This window comes from Stenotrophomonas sp. G4 (assembly GCF_003428825.1).
GTDB classification, from domain to species: Bacteria; Pseudomonadota; Gammaproteobacteria; order Xanthomonadales; family Xanthomonadaceae; genus Stenotrophomonas; species Stenotrophomonas indicatrix.
In genome coordinates this window covers 2562364-2577491 of the sequence record NZ_CP031741.1, presented here as the reverse complement: position 1 = coordinate 2577491, position 15128 = coordinate 2562364, and the positions used below count along the sequence as shown (strand labels likewise).

Below are 15128 nucleotides of genomic sequence, written 5' to 3'. Positions count from 1 at the left end.
TGTTGCAGTTGCTTCGGCTGTTGCAGTTGCTTCGGCCTCTGCGGGTGCCGGGCGCAGCCCGGCCAAAACCCCTTCACTCCTGACCGGTGTCATCCAGACTGATGATTCCGCGACGCAGTGCCTGGGTCACCGCGTGCGTCCGGTCGCCAACGCCCAGTTTTTCCATCAGGCTCTTCATGTGTGCCTTCACCGTCTGCTCGGAAATCTGCATGCGTTCGCCGATGCGCTTGTTCGACAGGCCGCCAGCCACGTGGCGCAGCACTTCGGTTTCGCGTGGCGACAGCCGGTCTTCCACCACGTGCGCGGCGATGCTGGCCGCCACTTCCGCCGGTATCGGTGCGCGGCGGCCACTGGCCACGGTGCGGATGGTGGCCACCAGTTCGTGGCGCAGCATGTCCTTCAGCAGGTAGGCGCTGGCACCGGCCTGCAGTGCGCGCACGGCGCGTACGTCGCCGCGGTAGGTCGTCAGCACGATGATGCGCGCGCGGGGATCGAGCGCACGGATCCGCACGATTGCTTCCACGCCATCCATGCGCGGCATCTGCAGGTCCATCAGCACCACATCCGGGCGCAGCTGCTGGTAGCGGGCAAGGGCTTCCTCGCCGTCGGCGGCTTCGCCGAGCAGGCGCAGGTCGGCATGTGCGCCGAGCAGTGCGGCCAGGCCATCGCGCAACAGCGGATGGTCATCAACCACCAGCACGCCGATGGGAGGAAGGGATTCAGTCATGGGCGGTTCTGCTCCAGGGCCAGCGCCAGCGCGGTGGATGTCGGTGATACAAGCGACGGGCCGGCACGGACAGCGCGACTTCGGTACCCAGGCCGGGGCGAGTCCACACCTGCAGCTCCGCACCCAGCCGGTGTGCGCGCTCGCGCATGCCCTGCATGCCCCAGTGTCCGCCGCCGGCGTTGTCATTGGCGATGCCGACGCCATCGTCGCGCACATGCAGCAGGAAGCCGCGGGCACCGTAGGACAGCTCCACTTCGATGGCACTGGCCTGCGCATGCCGCAGCGCATTGCGGATCGCTTCACGCCCGATCAGGAACACTTCCTCGGCGGCTTCGGCCTGCAGCGGCGGCGGTGTGCCTTCCATGGTCAAGCGCAGTGGATTGGTGCCTTGGCCTGCATATTCGGCATGCACGTCGGCCAGCGCAGAGGCGAGATCGCGGCCGGCAAACGGTGCGTCGCGCAGCGCGTTGACCCGTTCACGGCCTTCGGCCAGATTGCGCTCGGCCAGCAGCATCGCCGACTCCAGCTGGGTGCGTACCGGCTCTGGTGTCTGTGCCGATTGGCTGATGGCGTGCAGGCGCAGGATGAGTCCCTGGCTGCCCTGCAGCAGGGTGTCGTGCAGATCGCGCGCAATGCGCTCGCGCTCGCCGTTGCGTTCCTGCAGGCGGGCGCGGAACAATGCCGCCAGCTGCCGGCTGCGCACCCGTACGGCCAGCGCCAGCGCAGCCATCACCAAGCAGGCGCACAACAGTTTGAACCAGGCGGTCTGCAGGAACGTCGGTGCGATGTGGAAGCTGCGGCTGGCTGGCGTGCTGCTCCAGATGCCATCTTCGTTGGCTGCTTCCACCTCGAAGCGGTAATGGCCCGGTGCGAGGTTGGTGTAATAGGCGCGCGTGCTCGCGCCGGCCTCCTGCCAAGCGTCGTCCACGCCGGACAGTCGATAGCGGTAGCGGTTGCGCTCCGGCCGCGCCAGCGACAGCGCGACATAGTCGATCTGCAGCTGGGTAGTGCCGGCCGGAAGGCGCAGTCCCTCCTGCAACGGGGCCTGGGTACTGCCATACAGCACGTCACCGATGCGCACGCCAGGCGCCATGGTGTTGATGTGCGACTGCCGCGTGTCCAGCCACGCCAGGCCTTGATTGGTGGCAAGCCACAGCAGGCCATCAGCCGCCAGTACCGCAGTGGGGATGGGGCCGCTCTGCAGGGCGATGCCCGGCATGCCGTCAACCGCGTCGAACAGGCGGGGGGCTATCGCCTGGTCGTTGCGCAGCGCGCTGCGCAGGGTGGCAACCTGCAACCGCACCAGGCCGCGGCTGCCATTGAGCCAGAGCAGCCCGTTCGCATCGGCGACCATGCCGGTGATGCCTTCCAGTACGCCGGCCATGTCGGTGCGCACCGGCAGGAAGCGGCCGTTGCCGGAACGCGCGGCCAGGCCGGCCTCGCCGGCGACCAGCAGCAGGTCCTTGTGCTGCAGCAACGCGGTTACCGGGCCTACCGACAGTCCTTCGGCGGCGCCGAAGGTGTTGACCGTGCCGCCGTGCAGGCGGCGCAGGGTGCCATCGGCGTAGCCCAGCAGCAGCGCACCGTCATCGGTAAGCGCCAGCGACGAACAGGCCTGCTCGGGAAGCCGGGTTTCGCGTCGCCAGCGGTTGTCCGTGTAGTGCAGCACCGCGCGCTCGCCGGCGCAGGCCCAGGCCTGGTCCGCATCGGCAAACAGCAGGGCGTGCAGTGGCTGCCCGGTGAACGGTGCCGGCAGCGGTATGAGGGTGGTGTGGCCGCTGACGGTACGCGCCAGATTGATCCAGTCGAACTGCCACACCGGAGTGGGTGCCTGCCGTGCCGCGGCCTGCAGCTGCGCAGCGCTGCCGCCCAGCAGCGGACGCCGCAGGTCGAAAAGCTTCAGGTCTTCGCCATAGCCATACACCCGGCCATCACTGGCGCGTACCAATGACCGGTACGGATCGGTAGGGCCCACGGCCAAGGTCTGCACACTGTGCGCGCGGAAGCGGTTGAGGCCGAGGTTGGTGCCTACCCAGATGTTGCCTTCGCGATCGGCAAGGACCGGCACTGCCGACGTCGCGGTCAGGCCCTGCGCGGCATCGAAGCGCTCCATGCGCACAGCCTGTTGGCCGTCGAAGGTGACCCGGGCCACGCCACCGTGCGGGCTGAGCGTGGCCCACAGGGCCCCGTCGGCCGTGAACTGCAGGCGCGAGGCGACCAGCCCGGGCAGCCGCCGTGCTTCACGTTCCTCGGCGGGCAACAGGCCATGCGCGTTGGCCAGCGGCGACGTGCCGCGCACGCGGTCGGCCAGCCAGATTTCGCCGCGCGGGCTCTCCACCAGCGAAGCCATCTGCGAGACCGCGATGCCGGTGGCTTCGAAGCGGGCCGCGCCAGGAGGGCGACGCCATATCTGCAGGTCCGCCAGCACCCAGAATGTGCCGTGGCCGTCCTGCAGCACCCATTGCACGCGTCTCTGCGGCAGGCCGAAGGAAGCCGGCGGCTCCTGCCAGCGATGTCCATCGAACCAGCGCAGGCCGCCATTGACGGCAGCCCACAGGCGGCCGTTGCGGTCATGCGCGAAGCGCGGGACCACACCCACCGGCACGCCCTGCGGGCGGCCGAAGCTGCGCAGGCGTTCCTGCGTGAACTGGCTGATGCCTGCCTGGAAGTAGCCGATCCACAGGCCACCATCGCCGCCATCGAGGCCGAGGGTAACCATGTTGGTGGAGGGAAAACGGGTGCCTGCCGGTGCGGCCTGTCGCTCGAAACGCCGGCCGTCGAAGCGGTACAAGCCCGAACCCGTCGCCAGCCACAACATGCCCTGGTGGTCCTGGACGATATCCCAGATATCCCCCGGGGCGCCCTGGCCGACGCGCCAGGCGGTGTGCTGATAGCCGGGCATGCCATCGCTCACTGCGGGTTGCTGCACGGCGAAGGCGGGCAGGGCAGTCAACAACAGCAGGCACGACAGCAGCGCCGGCAGGCGACGCAGGAAGGGGAAGGGCGGCCACGCATGCGGTCATTCTGGCAGGTGCGGGGCAGGCCGGGGTGACCCGTTCGGGTAGGCGTACCGCTTCGGTGTCCGCTATCACGCCGTGATGGATGACGGAGCCCGGCGATGCAGCGCTTGTATGTGATGTTCCCTGACCGCGGCCCCGGACTGGGACTGCTGTGGCTGCGCCTGTGCGTGGCAGGGGGTCTGTTGGCGGGCGGAAGCCCGGCCGGTGCGCCGGGACTGATGTGCCTGGCGGCGATCGGCCTGCTGCTGCCCGGGCTGCTGACCCCGCTGGCGGTGCTGCTGGCGGTGCCGGGGTTGTACGGGCAGGGCGCGGCGCTGCCCTGGCTGCTGCTGCCGTTGGCCCTGCTCATGCTGGGGCCGGGCGCGTATTCGCTGGATGCGCGGTTGTTCGGCCGCCGCCTGCTGCAGCGCCGGCCTCCCCCGAATGGGTGAGCGCCGGCCTCGACCGACGGGGGTAGGGCGATCGCAGCCGGCGGCACACCATGGGTGCTCCCGTCGCGGCGCTCCTTCATGGCTACCGTCCAGCCTCCTGCCCTGTCCGCAACCACCTTGGCACCGCACCAGTCGGCTGCCCTGCAGCGTGCGCTGCGCTACATCGACGAGCACCTGTCGCAACCGCTGCGGGTGACAGAGCTGGCTGCCGTTGCCTGCGTAAGCCGATTCCATCTGGTGCGGTTGTTCCGCATGGGCACCGGCGCCAGCCCGCTGCGCTACGTGCGCCGTCGGCGCATCGAACGCGCCACGCAGCTGCTGCCGACGGCCGCGCAGTCGATGACCTGCCTAGCCCAGCATCTTGGCTTCTTCGACCAGAGCCACTTCGTCCGCAGCTTCCGCGCCGAGACCGGCTGCAGTCCCGGCCAGTATCTGGCCGATGGCGCGGCCCGTTCCCAGCCCCCTGTTGTTTCCTCCACCGGAGTCCACCCATGAGCCTCGCCACCGCCACCCCCGCCAAAGCACTGCTGTCACCGGCCGACCACGCTCTGATACTGATCGACTACCAGTCGCAGATGGCATTTGCCACCCACACCATCGACATCTCCGCGCTGCGCAACAACGTGTCGTTGATCAGCAAGGGTGCCAAAGGCTTCAAGGTGCCGGTGCTGCTGACCACGGTGGCCGAGAAGTCGTTCTCCGGCCCGATGTTCCCGGAGCTGCCGGTGATCTTCCCCGGCCAGGCGGTGTTCGATCGCACGTCGATGAACACCTGGGAAGACCAGCCGGTGATCGATGAGGTGAACCGCATCGGCAAGCGTCGGCTGGTGCTCGCCGGCTTGTGGACCAGTGTGTGCATCGTCGGCCCGGCGCTGTCGGCGCTGGAGCAGGGGTTTGAGGTCTACGTGATCACCGATGCCTGCGGCGATGTGAGCGAAGAGGCGCACGAACGTGCGATCGCCCGCATGGTGCAGGCCGGTGCCGTGCCGATCACCAGCGTGCAGTACCTGCTGGAACTGCAGCGCGACTGGGCGCGTTCTGAAACCTACGACCTGACCACCGGCATCGCCCGTGACCATGCGGGTGGCTATGGCGTCGGCATCCAGTACGCCAAGACCATGTTCGGCGCGCAGGAAGGCGGGCACTGAGCGTGCGCGATGGCCATGGTCTCGACCTGGCCTTGTTGATCCTGCGTGTGGCGGCGGGAGGATTCCTGCTGCCGCATGCGCTGGGCAAGTTGTTCGGCTGGTTCAACGGGCCGGGCCTGGCAGGTTTTGCCGGCGAACTGCGTGGCTTCGGTCTGCCGTCGTCGGCGCCGCTGCCACTGCTGCTGGCGCTGCTGCAGGTGGTGGCCGGTAGCGCTGTGATGCTGGGCTGGCAGGCCCGGATCGCCGCGCTTGTCGCCGCCGCCTTCATCGCCTTCACCGCCCTGCTTGCGCTGCGCAACGGGTGGTTCTGGATGCGCGGCGGTGCCGAGTATCCGTTGTTGTGGACGCTGGCACTGCTGGCCATCGCCCTGGCCGGGCCCGGTGCATGGGCGGTGGATGGTCTGCTTCTTTCTGGAGACATCGCGTGAACAACGAACCTCTCGATCCTGGCCGCCGCAATGTGGTGCTGGCCACCGGTGCCGCGCTGGCGCTGGGCCTGGCTGGCGGTACCGCCGCGGCCATCCAATCCCCTTCCAAGGAGCGTCGCATGAGCACACTGGTCATCCGCAACGCACGCATCACCACGCTTGATCCGCAGCAGCCGCATGCGCAGGCACTGGCCGTGCAGAACGGCCGTATCGTTGCCGTGGGAAGCGACGAGGACATCATGCGCGGTTGGGGCAGCGAAGCCACGATCGTCGATGCGCAGGGGCGGCGCATCGTGCCCGGACTCAACGACAGCCACACCCACCTGATCCGCGGTGGCCTGAACTACAACCTGGAACTGCGCTGGGATGGCCTGCGTTCACTGGCCGATGCGATGGCCATGCTGAAGGCGCAGGTTGACCGCACGCCCGCGCCGCAGTGGGTGCGTGTGGTCGGTGGATTCACCGCGACCCAGTTCACCGAAAAGCGCCTGCCGAGCCTGCAGGAGCTGAACGACATCGCTCCGGATACGCCGGTGTTCCTGCTGCACCTGTACGACCGCGCGCTGCTCAATCGCGCCGCGCTGCGTGCCTGTGGCTATACCAAGGAAACGCCGGACCCGCCCGGCGGACAGATCGTGCGCGATTCGCTGGGCAACCCGACCGGCCTGCTGCTGGCCAAGCCGAATGCATTGATCCTGTATGCGACCCTGGCCAAGGGGCCGAAGCTGCCGGTCGAGTACCAGGCCAATTCAACCCGCCATTTCATGCGCGAGCTGAACCGCCTGGGCATCACCTCGGTGATCGACGCCGGAGGCGGTTTCCAGAACTACCCCGAGGACTACCAGGTCATCGAGCAGCTGCATCGCGATGATCAGCTGACCGTGCGCATTGCCTACAACCTGTTCACCCAGAACAAGGGCAGCGAGGTCAGCGATTTCCGCGGCTGGAGCGAGATGCTGCAACCGCGCCAGGGCGATGACCTGCTGCGCCACAATGGTGCCGGCGAGATGCTGGTGTTCTCTGCAGCCGACTTTGAACTGTTCAACGAGCCGCGCCCGGAACTGCCACCGGAACTCGAGCCGGAGCTGCACGATGTGGTGAAGCTGCTGGTGGAGAAGCGCTGGCCGTTCCGCATCCATGCGACCTACGACGAAAGCATCAGCCGCATCCTCGACGTCTACGAGCAGGTCAACCGTGAGGTGCCGTTCGATGGCCTGCACTGGTTCATCGACCATGCCGAGACCATCATCCCGCGCAACATCGAGCGTATCCGCGCACTCAACGGCGGCATCGCCGTGCAGCACCGCATGGCCTACCAGGGCGAGGCATTCGTGCAGCGCTATGGCGTGCAGGCGGCGCGGCACACGCCACCGGTGAAGCGGATGCTGGCCGAGGGCGTGCCGGTCGGCGCCGGCACCGATGCTACCCGCGTGGCCAGCTACAACCCGTGGGTGGCGCTGTCGTGGCTGGTGACGGGACGCACCGTCGGCGGCCTGGCCCTGTACGGTGATGAGAACCTGCTGGAGCGCGAGCAGGCCCTGCGCCTGTGGACACAGGGCAGCGCCTGGTTCTCCGGCGACGAAGCGGTGAAGGGCACGCTGAAGGTGGGCCAGCTGGCCGACTTCATCCTGCTGTCGGCCGACTTCTTCCGTGTCGATGAGCAGCAGATCGCCGACATCACCAGCCTGCTGACCGTGGTGGGTGGCCGCATCGTGCATGGCGACGGCGACTACGCCGGGTTGGCGCCGCAGCTGCCTCCGGCGATGCCGGACTGGTCGCCGGTGAACCGCTTCGGTGGTTACCACGTCGGAGGAGCGGCGACCGGATTGGCTGCGGCGCACCGTCATCACCACCATGGTGTGGCCTGCAGCACCCACGGTGCGCATGGCCACGCAGTCCGTCATCCGGCGCCAACCGATGACCTGACCGCGTTCTGGGGCGCGATGGGGTGTTCGTGCTTCGCGTTCTGACCTTGGCATCGCTGGTGTTGCCGTCGTTGGCGCTGGCCTGCGACGGTGGCGCCTGTACCACGGTCGGCGACGGCCAGTTGCAGTGGGATGCATCGCTGCGCCTGCGTGGCATGTACTACGCACCGACCCGGTTTGGCGTCGGTGCTGGCGACGATGGCTACGGCCTGCTGCGTGCGCTGGCTTCTGCCTCCTTCGCGCAAGGTGACTGGCAGGCGAAGCTGCAGCTGGGTACGCATGCCGAGCGCGGCAAGGCCGGTGGCCCAGGTCGTACCGATCGCGGCGCGCTGGACGTGCAGCAGGCGTACTGGCGCTGGGCCGGCGCTGGCATGCACGTGCAGCTGGGCCGGCAGGAAGCGGGCTATGGCAGCTCGCGCCTGTTGTCGGTGCGCGACGGGCCGAACATCCGCTTGGCCTTCGATGGTGCGCGGGTGGGGTGGCAGGGCAGGCTGGGCGCACTGGACCTGATGGCGCTGCGCCCGGTCGAGAACCGCCCGGGTGCTTTCGATGACCGCGGTGAGCGCGGTGCACACCTGCTCGGCGCGTATGCGACCACGGCCAAGGGCGCGGGCATCAGCCAGTGGGACCTTTACCTGCTCGACTATCGTCGCGAGGGCGCGCGCTTCGCCGCGGGCAGCGGCACCGAGCGGCGGCAGACCCTGGGCGCGCGCTGGTTCGGCCAGTCGGGTGCGCTGGACTGGAATACCGAAATGGTGGCGCAGGGCGGTGAACTGCGGGCTGTGACCGGCGATCTGGACATCCGCGCCTGGACCCTCGCCACCGATACCGGTTGGCGCTGGAGTGCGCTGCCGCTGCAACCGCGGCTTGGCCTGAAGGCCGACATTGCCAGCGGCGACGCAGAACCAGGTGATGGTCGGCTGGGTACGTTCAATGCGTTGTTTCCCAAGTCCGCCTATTTCAGCGAAGCCAGCCTGTTGGCACCGGCCAACCTGATGGATCTGCAACCGACACTGGCACTGCGCCTGCATCAGGCGGTGACGACCGAGCTGGGTGTGCAACTGGCGTGGAAGCATCGGCGCGCCGATGCGGTCTATACCACGCCGGCACCGTTGGCAGCGTTGCCCGGCAGTGCCGGAGGCGCACGCCGCATCGGTACCCAGTACAAATCCGAAACCCGCTGGCAGGTCAATGACCACTGGCAATGGCAGCTGCAGCTGGCCTGGGTCGACGCGGGTCCTGCACTGAAGCAGGCTGGCGGCCAGGACACGTTTTTCGCCTCGATCGTTGGAGCATGGCAATGGTGAACGCATCCGCGTCACAGCACGCATCCCAGGCCGCAGGTGCCTGGTCCCCCCTGAAGATCCGCATGTTCCGCTCGATCTGGCTGGCGATCCTGGCCAGCAACATCGGTACCTGGGTCAACGACGTGGCTGCGGCCTGGGTGATGGCCGAACGCACCGGTTCGGCGTTGATGGTGGCGCTGGTGCAGTCGGCCACCACCGTGCCGATCGTGCTGCTGGCGCTGGCGGCCGGCACCCTCGCCGACATCGTCGACCGCCGCAAATACCTGCTGTTCACCCAGGGCTGGATGCTGCTGGTGGCGGCAGCGACCGCCGTGCTCACGGCATTGGACCTGCTGACCCCGCAGCTGCTGGTACTGCTGACCTTCTGCATGGGCTGCGGTGCGGCGATGGCGATGCCGGCACAGGCCGCGATCGTCTCCGAGCTGGTTCCGCAGCCGATGCTGGCCTCGGCCGTGGCACTCAACTCCATCGGCATCAACATTGCCCGTTCCATCGGGCCGGCCATCGGCGGGGTGATCGTGGCCCAGCTGGGTGCGGTGTGGGCCTTCGGGTTCAACGCCATCACCTTTGCCGCCATGCTGTTCGTGGTGTGGGGCTGGAAGCGTGATCCGAAGGCGTCCAGCCTGCCGCCCGAAGGGTTCGGCGCTGGCCTGAAGGCGGGTCTGCGCTATGCCAGCCGTGCCGGTCGCCTGCAGGCGGTACTGATCAAATCGGCCGGCTTCTTCTTCTTCGCCGCGGCGATGAACGCGATGCTGCCGGTGGTGGTGCGCGGGCAGATGCAGGGCGGAGCGGGGCAGTACGGCGTGCTGCTGGGTTGCATCGGCATCGGTGCGGTAGGTGGTGCGTTGCTGCTGCCGAAGCTGCGGGCCAGGCTTGATCGCGACCTGCTGGTGCTGCTGGCCACCCTGTCGCTGGCAGCAAGCCTGGCCGGCCTGGCGCTGACCCGCAGCTGGTACGTGTTGCCGCTGGTGATGCTGGTCAATGGCTTTGCCTGGATCACCGTACTGTCTTCGCTGCAGATTGCAGCACAGACGGCGGTGCCGGCCTGGGTGAGGGCGCGTGCGCTTGCCCTGTACATCATGGTGTTCTCTGCCGGCATGGCGGCCGGTGGCCTGAGCTGGGGTGCACTGGCGCAGCGCACATCGCCCGAGCTGGCACTGCTGGTGGCTGCTGCAGGTGCGGTCATCGGCGGCCTGCTGGTGTGGCGGGTACGCATTGCAGGCGCCGAAGATCTGAACCTGAGCCCGGCCGGGCACTGGCCCGCACCGGAACTGTCGGTGCCGGTGTCGAATGATCGCGGACCGGTGCTGGTGACCATCGAATATCGCATCGATGCCGCCGACCGCGCCGCGTTCCAGGCGCAGATGCGCACGCTGGGAACGATCCGTCGACGCGATGGCGCCGTGGTCTGGGGCGTGGTCGAGGATGTGGCGACCCCGGGCATCCATCTGGAGTATTTCGTCGCAGCATCGTGGTTGGAGCACCTGCGCCAGCATGAACGCATCACCGCCGACGACAAGGCGATCCAGGAGGCGCTGCGCGCGCTGCATCGCGGCGAGCGCGCGCCGGTGGTGCGTCACTTCGTTGGCGGCCATGATCCATTGCCGGCGGCGGCGCCACATCACCACAGCGATATCTGATGGACCCGTGATGGAAGCTGGCCGCTGGCCGGCTCCAAGGCAGGAGCGGCGGCGCACGGGCGCCGCCGCGATACGTCATCTGCGTGCGAATGCCAGCAGGTCGGCGTTGAACTGATCGGCATGGGTCAGGGTGAGGCCGTGCGGTGCACCGGCGTACACCTTCAGTTCTGCGTTGCGGATGATCTGCGAGGACAGCTTGGCCGAAGCATCGAAGGGCACGATCTGGTCGTCATCGCCATGCACCACCAGAGCCGGCACGTCGATCTTCTTCAGGTCGTCGGTGTAGTCCACCTCCGAGAATTCGTGGATGCAGTCGTACTGGCCTTTCACGCCGCCCAGCATGCCCTGCAGCCAGAACGAATCACGCATGCCTTCGGTGACGCTGTTGCCATCACGATTGGCGCCGAAGAACGGCGTGGCCAGATCCTTGAAGAACTGCGAACGATCGCCACCGGTGCCCTTGCGGATGCCGTCGAACACTTCCAGCGGGGTGCCGGCCGGATTGTCTTCGGTCTTCAGCATCAGCGGCGGCACCGCGCCGACCAGCACCACCTTGGCCACGCGCTTGCTGCCATGGCGGCCGATGTAGTGCGCCACTTCGCCACCGCCGGTGGAATGGCCGACCAGGATCGCGTCCTTCACGTCCAGCGCATCCAGAACGGCAGCAAGGTCATCGGCGTAGGTGTCCATGTTGTTGCCGTCCCAGGTCTGGCTGGAGCGGCCATGGCTGCGGCGATCATGGGCGATCACGCGGTAGCCGTTCTGCCCCATGAACAGCATCTGCGGGTCCCAGGCATCGGACGACAGTGGCCAGCCATGGGCGAATACGACAGGCTGGCCGGTGCCCCAGTCCTTGTAGAAGATGCGGGCGCCATCATTGACGGTCACGAAATTGCTCATTGCAGGTTCCTTGGCGAAAGGGAGGGAAGACGCCTGCGGGTTGGCCGGCGCCTGCGGCAGTACAGCGCACGATGGGCGATGTGCATTGCACGGCTGTGCCGGATTGGCGTGGTCGTCGCGCTGACGCGACTCGCTCTGGCGGCAGGCCGGTGCTGATGGCAACCATGGCCATCGGACGCGTGAGGGCCAGTCATGAAGATGCCGGGATGGGGAGTGCTGCCTACACTGTTGTTGGCTGCTGTAGCGATGGCACAGACCAACGTGTACAAGTGCACCGGAGGTGAGCATCCGGTCTACCAGCAGACGCCCTGCCAGGGGCGCGCGGAGTGGCGCTGGGAAGTGCCCGGTGCCGAGTCGAAGGCACGCGGGCCCACACCTGCAGTCGTGCAGCCTGCCCGCAGCGGTAGCAGGCGGACGCCACGGCGCGGGCGCGCACAGGGCGCGCTGATATCGATCACGGCTGACCCGCGTGGCTGCGAGCGGGCGCGCCGGCGGCAGGTGGCAACGCTGGCCAGGCCGCGCAGGCTCGACTACCTGCAGCGCAGGCAGCTGGATGACGCGGTACGCGAGGCCTGTCGTTGAGCACAACGAAAAACGGCACCCGAAGGTGCCGTTCTGGTCTACAGGCCCGGAAGACCTCAGCGGCCGTCGCTGGCGGCGGCCGGTGCCGTCGCCGCATCCGGCTTGGGCAGGCTCAGCTCCGGGTTGCCCTGTTCGGCCTGCAGGATCTGGATCCGTCGCTGCAGCGCATCGAGCTGGCTGTTGGTGCTCTGCACATCGGTGCTCAGACTGACCGCCTGCTGCTGTGCCTGCTGCAGCGCTGCGCTGACCTGCACCGACTGCGCCTGCTGCTGTTCCATTTCCTGCTGCAGGGTGCGCAGGCGTTCTTCGTTGTAGGCCACCAGGCGCTCGGTGTAGCGCTTGCCGGCTTCCAGCCGGGTGGTGTCGATGTAGACCTGCGCCAGCTGTTCGGACTGCTGGGCGAAGGTGCGGTAGACACGCTCGGCGTTGTCGACGGCATCGGTCTTGATCACCCGCCAGAAGTTCTTCTCCTGGAACAGCGCCACGTAGTAGGTCAGGGTATTGGCATTGAACAGCAGGCTGGCACCGTAGTTGCCGTTGTAAGTGGTACGCAGCTCGGTGAGCTGCTGCGCATCCATCAACTGCTTGAGTTCGTCGACGGTGTTGCGTACCACCGGTGCGCCCTTGGCCGGTTCGACCGCGGCAGTGCGATCACCACGTGCGGCCAGCGCCGACGGCGCCACCGCCATCATGGCCACGGCCAGCAATGCTGCGCCGCGGCGATACCGGGCGAAGACGGTGCCCCCTGAAGTTTCTCGCATGTCTAGACCATCCACGGATGTAGTGTGGGTTGAGTTGAAAGTGGTTCCCCGCCGCGAGTCTAGCATGGGCACGGACGCCGCCAAGCGGCGCCCGCGCGGGTCAGAATACCAGCTGCGCCGAGCTGCACTGGATCGACTGCATGCTGACATCGGTGCGGCCCAGTTCCAGCCCGAGAAGGCTGGCCAGGGTGTTGGTCAGCAGGGTGCCGACGCTGTTGAGCACGGGCTTGAGCGCCGCCAGCACCGGGTCCAGCAGCGCACACAGCAGCCCGCTGCAGGTGACGTTGCTGCCGGGGGTGGTCACGCCGCCGCCGTTCTGGCCATCAAGGAATCCGTCCGGGGCGGTCTGGATGTAGGAGGCCAGGTTGTTGCGCACGCAGCCGTTGTAGTCGATCAGGTTGCCCAGCAGGCTGTCGCAGCGGTTGATCAGCAGGCCGCCGACCAGCGAGCCGAGCAGGCCATCGAGCAGGCCCAGGCCCTGGCCGGTCACGGTGGTGCGATAGCCCGTCCACACCGAGCCATCTTCCCAGCAGGTGGTCAGGCCAAGCAGGCAGGGCTTGGGTACGCCTTTGGTAACGGTCCAGTTGCCCAGCGGTGCGAGGTTGCGTGACGGATCGCCATCGCGCAGCAATGGAATCACCTGGTCCACGTTGTAACGCCCGCCGCTGGGGAAGGCCGCCTGCAGGTAACGGTCTGCCAGAGCTTTGGCGGTGTCATTGGCGCTCATGCCCTGCTTGGGTGAACTGAGCATGCCTGACAGCACCCGCAGCAGTTCGTTGACCAGGTCCGACACGGCGGTGCCGACGGCCAACGGGTTGATCCGGGTCGAGCCGGTCTCGCCTGCGGCCAGGGTCAGGCTCTGCGTGCTGGTCAGCGCCGGCAGGGTGACCTTGTCGTTGATCAGGGGCTGCCCCAGCAGCCTCAACAACTGCTCGTTCTGCAGGGTCGCGTCGCAGACGTTGCTCTTGGAGAAGCGATCAGCCGCGTTGACCTTGCCGACGCAGGCGCGCAGTACCGAGGAATCGACCTGGACGGTGGCCGTCGGCGGCGCCGCACCGCACTGGATGCTGGTCAGTGTCCCCATCGCATTGGCCACATCCACGTGGAGCGGCAGATGCAGGCGGGTGCCGAGCAGGTTCAGCAGCGGACCAATCGCGAACAGGCGGTCGCTGTCGACGTCCACCATCAGCCGCACCTGCGCGTTGTATGCGCGTGCGCCGACGCCACCGATGGCGATCGAGGGCGGTTCCACCACGCCGGCCTTGACGTCGATGCCCAGCAGGTTCAGGCCCTGCACCTGCACGCCATTGCCATCGTTGGCGATGGAGATCGCGGCGGTGACAAGATCCAGCACGTTAACCTTCGATTCCAGCGCGCTGCCGATGGTGCCGTCCGGTGAGATCACCTGCGCGAACAGGCCGCCGCCGCCGTTCTGGCTGCCCAGCAGAATGTTCAGCTGGTTGATGTCCAGCCGGGTGCCGACCAGGTTGGACAGCGCCTGCAGCTGTACGCCGACGGCGGTCTCGCGGCCCACCACCGTGGCAGTGGCATTGACCAGCTGTGCCAGTGATATGCGGTTGACCGACAGCAGCCGGTTGAAGTCGGCCACGCTGAGGTCGGCGGTGACCGGGATGCCCAGTGCCGCCAGCAGCCCCGACGGGGTGACGGTGGCCTGTGCCAGGCCGTCGTAGGACAGAATTGTTGCGTTGGTGACGTCCAGGCCGACCAGCCGAAGGGTCGCCATCAAGGGGGAGTTGCCATTGGTGCGCAGCAGCTGCGAACCCACTGCAAACACGGCGGTGGGTTCCGAACGCTTGGCCACCGCCTGCACGCGCAACGTGGGCAGCCCGCTGTTCTGGCCGAAGAACGGCAGCACGCCGCGTTCGGCAATGACCCGCACCGCGTTGCGTGGATTGCCTGCGTCCACGCTTGGGCTGAAGTGGTCAGCCGTTCCGCGGGTGGCATTCCAGTTGCCGCACTGGATCTGCACCTGCCCAGGGAAGGTGTTCTGTGCGAGCGCGTTCTGCCGGGCCGCGCTGTTGTCGGCGTTGTCGGGCCGGCACAGGTCCAGCCGTTGTGCGCCTGCCAGCGCAGCCAGATCGACCACCTTCTGCGCATCGCGCTTGGCCCAGAACAGGAAGCCGATCTCGATCAGGCCGAGCATGGCCAGCAGCGCGATCATCACCAGCATCATGGTGACCGACATACCGCCGCGCGGGCGACTGAAGCTGATGTGGCGTGCTCGGTTCATGGCGGGCC

Annotated in this window: 13 protein-coding genes; 8 read left to right on the top strand and 5 right to left on the bottom strand. The window is 67.5% G+C overall.

Features of this window, described 5'->3' with window-relative positions; all coding sequences use genetic code 11:
• Positions 1–73: 73 nt before the first annotated feature.
• Positions 74–727 (bottom strand): response regulator transcription factor, encoded by a 654-nt coding sequence (locus tag D0Y85_RS11980; RefSeq protein WP_117310620.1) that lies wholly within the window; start codon positions 725–727, stop codon positions 74–76.
• Complete coding sequence (locus D0Y85_RS11975; RefSeq protein ID WP_240329224.1) at positions 720–3680, bottom strand: sensor histidine kinase; 2961 nt, start codon at positions 3678–3680, stop codon at positions 720–722. Before D0Y85_RS11975 ends, D0Y85_RS11980 begins: the two co-directional genes overlap by 8 nt.
• A 165-nt stretch (positions 3681–3845) precedes the next feature.
• On the opposite strand from D0Y85_RS11975, the gene D0Y85_RS11970 reads away from it, so the two are divergent.
• The 7 genes from D0Y85_RS11970 (at position 3846) to D0Y85_RS11940 (ending at position 10626) form a co-directional block, all read left to right on the top strand.
• Entirely contained in the window at positions 3846–4178 is a 333-nt protein-coding gene (locus D0Y85_RS11970; protein WP_088100172.1) for a hypothetical protein, read from the top strand.
• Between the two features lie 78 nt (positions 4179–4256).
• The gene (locus D0Y85_RS11965) at positions 4257–4673 is read left to right on the top strand and encodes an AraC family transcriptional regulator (RefSeq protein ID WP_025878527.1); all 417 of its coding nucleotides are present in this window, start codon (positions 4257–4259) and stop codon (positions 4671–4673) included.
• On the top strand, positions 4670–5326 hold the full coding sequence (locus tag D0Y85_RS11960) for a hydrolase (RefSeq protein ID WP_117310618.1): 657 nt from the start codon (positions 4670–4672) through the stop codon (positions 5324–5326). Before D0Y85_RS11965 ends, D0Y85_RS11960 begins: the two co-directional genes overlap by 4 nt.
• 2 nt (positions 5327–5328) lie before the next feature.
• Positions 5329–5754 carry a DoxX family membrane protein gene (locus D0Y85_RS11955; RefSeq protein ID WP_025878529.1) on the top strand — a complete coding sequence of 142 codons (426 nt, stop codon included), beginning with the start codon at positions 5329–5331 and terminating at the stop codon, positions 5752–5754.
• Between the two features lie 119 nt (positions 5755–5873).
• Positions 5874–7724 carry an amidohydrolase gene (locus tag D0Y85_RS11950; protein WP_205420759.1) on the top strand — a complete coding sequence of 617 codons (1851 nt, stop codon included), beginning with the start codon at positions 5874–5876 and terminating at the stop codon, positions 7722–7724.
• Complete coding sequence (locus D0Y85_RS11945; RefSeq protein ID WP_117310616.1) at positions 7703–8986, top strand: alginate export family protein; 1284 nt, start codon at positions 7703–7705, stop codon at positions 8984–8986. Before D0Y85_RS11950 ends, D0Y85_RS11945 begins: the two co-directional genes overlap by 22 nt.
• Complete coding sequence (locus D0Y85_RS11940; protein ID WP_117310615.1) at positions 8980–10626, top strand: MFS transporter; 1647 nt, start codon at positions 8980–8982, stop codon at positions 10624–10626. Before D0Y85_RS11945 ends, D0Y85_RS11940 begins: the two co-directional genes overlap by 7 nt.
• Positions 10627–10701: 75 nt before the next feature.
• Here D0Y85_RS11940 and D0Y85_RS11935 read toward each other — a convergent pair whose 3' ends face one another.
• Entirely contained in the window at positions 10702–11526 is an 825-nt protein-coding gene (locus D0Y85_RS11935) for an alpha/beta hydrolase (protein WP_117310614.1), read from the bottom strand.
• 198 nt (positions 11527–11724) lie between these two features.
• Here D0Y85_RS11935 and D0Y85_RS11930 point away from each other — a divergent pair, with 198 nt between their 5' ends.
• Positions 11725–12108 carry a hypothetical protein gene (locus D0Y85_RS11930; protein ID WP_117311923.1) on the top strand — a complete coding sequence of 128 codons (384 nt, stop codon included), beginning with the start codon at positions 11725–11727 and terminating at the stop codon, positions 12106–12108.
• 56 nt (positions 12109–12164) lie between these two features.
• Here D0Y85_RS11930 and D0Y85_RS11925 read toward each other — a convergent pair whose 3' ends face one another.
• Entirely contained in the window at positions 12165–12869 is a 705-nt protein-coding gene (locus D0Y85_RS11925; RefSeq protein WP_117310613.1) for a DUF2968 domain-containing protein, read from the bottom strand.
• Between the two features lie 100 nt (positions 12870–12969).
• Positions 12970–15120, bottom strand: coding sequence for a TadG family pilus assembly protein (locus tag D0Y85_RS11920; protein ID WP_117310612.1), 2151 nt, complete (start codon positions 15118–15120; stop codon positions 12970–12972).
• Positions 15121–15128 lie beyond the last annotated feature (8 nt).

Bases quoted from the DNA above. Each gene is read 5' to 3' on its own strand.
- D0Y85_RS11965 (WP_025878527.1), top strand. From the start codon at position 4,257: ATGGCTACCGTCCAGCCTCCTGCCCTGTCCGCAACCACCTTGGCACCG.
- D0Y85_RS11935 (WP_117310614.1), bottom strand. From the start codon at position 11,526: ATGAGCAATTTCGTGACCGTCAATGATGGCGCCCGCATCTTCTACAAG.
- D0Y85_RS11940 (WP_117310615.1), top strand. From the start codon at position 8,980: ATGGTGAACGCATCCGCGTCACAGCACGCATCCCAGGCCGCAGGTGCC.
- D0Y85_RS11920 (WP_117310612.1), bottom strand. From the start codon at position 15,120: ATGAACCGAGCACGCCACATCAGCTTCAGTCGCCCGCGCGGCGGTATG.
- D0Y85_RS11930 (WP_117311923.1), top strand. From the start codon at position 11,725: ATGCCGGGATGGGGAGTGCTGCCTACACTGTTGTTGGCTGCTGTAGCG.
- D0Y85_RS11925 (WP_117310613.1), bottom strand. From the start codon at position 12,869: ATGCGAGAAACTTCAGGGGGCACCGTCTTCGCCCGGTATCGCCGCGGC.
- D0Y85_RS11970 (WP_088100172.1), top strand. From the start codon at position 3,846: ATGCAGCGCTTGTATGTGATGTTCCCTGACCGCGGCCCCGGACTGGGA.
- D0Y85_RS11980 (WP_117310620.1), bottom strand. From the start codon at position 727: ATGACTGAATCCCTTCCTCCCATCGGCGTGCTGGTGGTTGATGACCAT.
- D0Y85_RS11950 (WP_205420759.1), top strand. From the start codon at position 5,874: ATGAGCACACTGGTCATCCGCAACGCACGCATCACCACGCTTGATCCG.
- D0Y85_RS11960 (WP_117310618.1), top strand. From the start codon at position 4,670: ATGAGCCTCGCCACCGCCACCCCCGCCAAAGCACTGCTGTCACCGGCC.